Origin of the sequence: Streptomyces sp. NPDC051214 (genome assembly GCF_040682375.1) — a bacterium.
In the GTDB taxonomy this organism is placed as follows: Bacteria; Actinomycetota; Actinomycetes; order Streptomycetales; family Streptomycetaceae; genus Streptomyces.
Window position 1 is genome coordinate 1 of the sequence record NZ_JBFBAT010000021.1, and the last position, 3,330, is coordinate 3,330.

General features: G+C 71.6%; 4 protein-coding genes. 2 read left to right on the forward strand and 2 right to left on the reverse strand.

The genetic code is table 11. The annotated features are described in order from the left end of the window. The first annotated feature begins 1,154 nt into the window (after positions 1-1,154). On the forward strand, positions 1,155-1,499 hold the full coding sequence (locus AB0M70_RS38150) for an antibiotic biosynthesis monooxygenase (protein ID WP_365827748.1): 345 nt from the start codon (positions 1,155-1,157) through the stop codon (positions 1,497-1,499). An 82-nt stretch (positions 1,500-1,581) separates the two neighbouring features. Here AB0M70_RS38150 and AB0M70_RS38155 read toward each other — a convergent pair whose 3' ends face one another. Both AB0M70_RS38155 and AB0M70_RS38160 read right to left on the reverse strand, forming a co-directional pair. Continuing rightward, entirely contained in the window at positions 1,582-1,866 is a 285-nt protein-coding gene (locus tag AB0M70_RS38155; RefSeq protein ID WP_365827750.1) for a hypothetical protein, read from the reverse strand. Further along, the gene (locus AB0M70_RS38160; protein ID WP_365827752.1) at positions 1,866-2,159 is read right to left on the reverse strand and encodes a hypothetical protein; all 294 of its coding nucleotides are present in this window, start codon (positions 2,157-2,159) and stop codon (positions 1,866-1,868) included. The genes AB0M70_RS38155 and AB0M70_RS38160 overlap by 1 nt, the downstream gene beginning before the upstream one ends. Positions 2,160-2,324: 165 nt before the next feature. On the opposite strand from AB0M70_RS38160, the gene AB0M70_RS38165 reads away from it, so the two are divergent. Next, positions 2,325-2,804, forward strand: a complete 480-nt coding sequence (locus tag AB0M70_RS38165) for a winged helix-turn-helix domain-containing protein (RefSeq protein ID WP_365827905.1) — start codon at positions 2,325-2,327, stop codon at positions 2,802-2,804. Positions 2,805-3,330 lie beyond the last annotated feature (526 nt).

Genomic DNA, 3,330 nt, shown 5'->3' on the forward strand with positions numbered 1-3,330 from the left:
CACCCCCCAGGTCATCGCTTCGACAGGGGGGACCAGCCATGCCGGGCCCGGAGGCCAGCGGCCCTCTTGCAGGACCGCGAAGAAGATAACGGGGGGGCTGATCGGCTGCGGGGTGCTGTCACGCTGCGGTGCCTGTGGGGGGTGACGCGACACCCGCTGCGCCTACCGGGTGCGTTGCACTTGCGGTGCTTACCGCGCGCCGCGACACCGGCCAGCCGCGTGTTGCCGCACGTGCGGCGCCTAGCGCGTGCCGCGATACCGGGCTGGGCCAGCCGCGTGCTGCCGCATCTGCGGTGCCTACCGCGTGCGGGACATCGCAGCGCCTGCCGCGCTGGGCACTTCCGCTGCCCTGCCGCGTGTGGCCGCGCCTGGCGCCCCCGTGGTGCCCTGCCGCGTGCTGCGGCTCCTCCCCTGACAGCCGCTTGCCGCAACACCCGCCGCGCTACCGCGTGCTGATGCACCTGCGGTGCCTACCGCGTGCCGCGACCCGGACTGGGCTTGCCGGGTGCTGTGGCGCCGCCGCCTGTCGCGATGCCCGCCTTATGCCGGACATCCGCTGCGCCTGCCGCGCCCGGCACCTTCCGCTGCCCTGCCACGTGTGGCCGCGCCTGGCGCCCCCGCGGCGCCTTGCCGCGTGCCGCGGCTCCTCCCCCTGACTGCCGCTTGCCGCGACACCCGTTGCGCTACCGCGTGTTGTTGCACCTGCGGTGCCTACCGCGGGCCGCGACCCGGAGTGCCGGGTGCTGCCGCGTGCCGCGATGCCCGCCGTACGTCCGGTGACTGCCGCGCGCCGCGAAAGCCGCCCAGCCGCACCCGCTGTGCCCCGCACTTGCCGCGCCTACCGCGTGCCGTAACCCCCGCAAGCTTGCCGCCTGCTGTCGTGTCCGTCCGCTCCAGCCGTGCCTACGGCGTGCTGCCACACCTTCGGTGACTAACGCGTGCCTTCGCGGCGCGTCCCGACTCCGCGCAGGTCGCGTGCTGGCGCACCCGTCGCGCCTTCGCGGCTGCCGGGTGTTGTCTCAGTCCGCTTCGCCCTACCCGTGGCACGCTCCCGCGCCCCCCAGCTGACCGAATGGTCAAGTCCTCCTGCCCCTACGGCAATGAAGGGCCGGCGAGGGTGGACAGGCAGGTGGGGGGCGTTTGAGGCTGTGGTCATGAGTGATCAGCCCGTCAGACCTGTCCAGCCCTTCGAACCCCCCTACTACGCCGTCGTGTTCAGCTCTCTGAGGACCGACTCCGACGACGGTTACGACGAGACCGGCGACCGCATGGACGAGCTCGTCGCCTCCGTTCCCGGCTTCCTGGGGATGGACTCCGCGCGGACGCCCGGCGGGCTCGGCATCACCGTCGGGTACTTCCGCGACGTAGACGCCATCGCGCAGTGGCGCAGCGACGCCGAGCACCGTACGGCCCAGAAGCGGGGGCGTGCCGAGTGGTACGAGCGGTACGTCGTGCATGTTGCCAAGGTGGAGCGGAGCTACGGCTTCGAGCGGGCGTAAGGGGCGGGCTTGCTGTCCCTCCGTTGCAGGGAAATCCCGGCCGTAGGCCCTCCCGCCGGGATTTTCCTGCAACGCCCACCGCTCAGCGCAGCCTGTGACCCCGGCTCTCCGCCACCCGCAACGCGTCCTGCAACGCCTCCGTCAACCGTTGCGCTAGGTACCGGAGTTCGCCCTCCGGAGCGTCGGCGAGCATGCCTCTCGCGTACGTCAGCAACTCGCCTCCCATGCCGAGCTGTACGGACTCCATGGCGTCGGCGACCCGGGACACCGGGCCCGTGGCGTCGCCGATCAGGTAGCAGGGCTTGCCCTCGGGGCCGGACCAGGGCAGCAGGCGGGCGGGGGTGATGAGGTCGTCGTCGTCCGCCATCAGGCCACCTCCACGCCGTGGATCCAGTACGGGCCGGGCGTGTCCAACCCGAGGGTCGCCAGGACCAGTTCACGGCGGCGGGTGTGTTGTTCGTGTGCGGTGAGGTACGGACGTACGAGGCGGGTCGCCTCACCGGTCAGGGGCAGCAGGGCGTCCAGGCCGTAGCGGCTGCGGGGGGTGGAGAGGTCGGGGCTCGCTGGTCTTGGTGGTGCGGGGGCGGTTGCCGTAAGTGCGGGGTGGGGGATCAGGAGGAGTCCCACCCAGGCGGTTAGGCGGCGGATAAGGTCGGGCATGTCGTCAGCTCCTTGCAGGCTGATGGCCTTGCCCCCGGACGGTTGCGCCCGTCGCGGGGGTCTTTGCTTCCGTCACGGTATCCAAGTTTACCGAGCATGCTAGGGCTAACTGGACAATCCCCTGAATCGCACTGGAGTGCATGGCATGCCCATCATGGTGTGGTGATGGAATTCGCCCCAGACAAGGCTCGCTGGCGCCAAGTGGCCGAGGTGATCCGAGGCCGGATTGAGGACGGCACGTATCCTCCGCGCACCCGCGTACCGTCCGTCGTCCAACTGACCGCCGAGTTCGGCATCGCCAATGCGACCGCGCACAAGGCGCTCACGGGCCTGCGCGCGAAGGGGCTGACCTATACCGAGCCGGGTCTGGGCTCGTTCGTCTCCCCTGCTTCCCGGTCAGAGGGGCTCGCTGAGAGCGAGGACACCCAGCCTGCCTGGCGCCAGGTCGCGGCAGCGATCACCGCGCGTATTACCGACGGCAGCTATCCCCTGGGGGCGCGAGTGCCGTCGACACTGGAACTGGCCGCCGAGTTCGAGATCGCGACATCCACGGCTCAGAAGGTGCTTGCCCACCTCAAGAACGAGGGGCTCGTCCGAGCCGAGGTCGGTCTCGGCTCCTTCGTCTCGCAGCGGCCCACCGAGTGAGTCCGGAGCTGGACCGAACACGCCCCGTCTGGCGGCAGGCGGCCGCAGGCATCGCGTCCCGCATCGACGAGGGCACCTACCCGGTAGACGCCAGGGTGCCTTCCGTCGTGGAACTGTCCGCCGAGTTCGGTATCGCGGCTTCGACGGCGCAGAAGGCTTTGGCGCCTCAAGGCGGAGGGGCTCGTGCGTGCCGAGGTCGGTCTCGGCTCGTTCGTGGCCGAGCGTCCCGAGAGCCTGGGCAGTAGCCCGGAGCCTGGGCCGTAGCCCAGAGCATGGGCCGGTGCCGGTGCCGGTGCCGGTGCCGGTGCCGGTGGCCGGGACCTGGCCGGTAGCTCTGGGCCGGAGCCGGAGCCGGAGCCGGAGCCGGAGCCGGAGCCGGAGCCGGAGCCGGAGCCCGAGCCCGGAGCCGGAGCTCGAAGTCCGAAGTCCGAAGCCCGGAGCCCGGAGCCCGGAGCCCGGAGCCCGGAGCCCGGAGCCCGGAGCCCGGAGCCCGGAGCCCGGAGCCCGGAGCCCGGAGCCCGGAGCC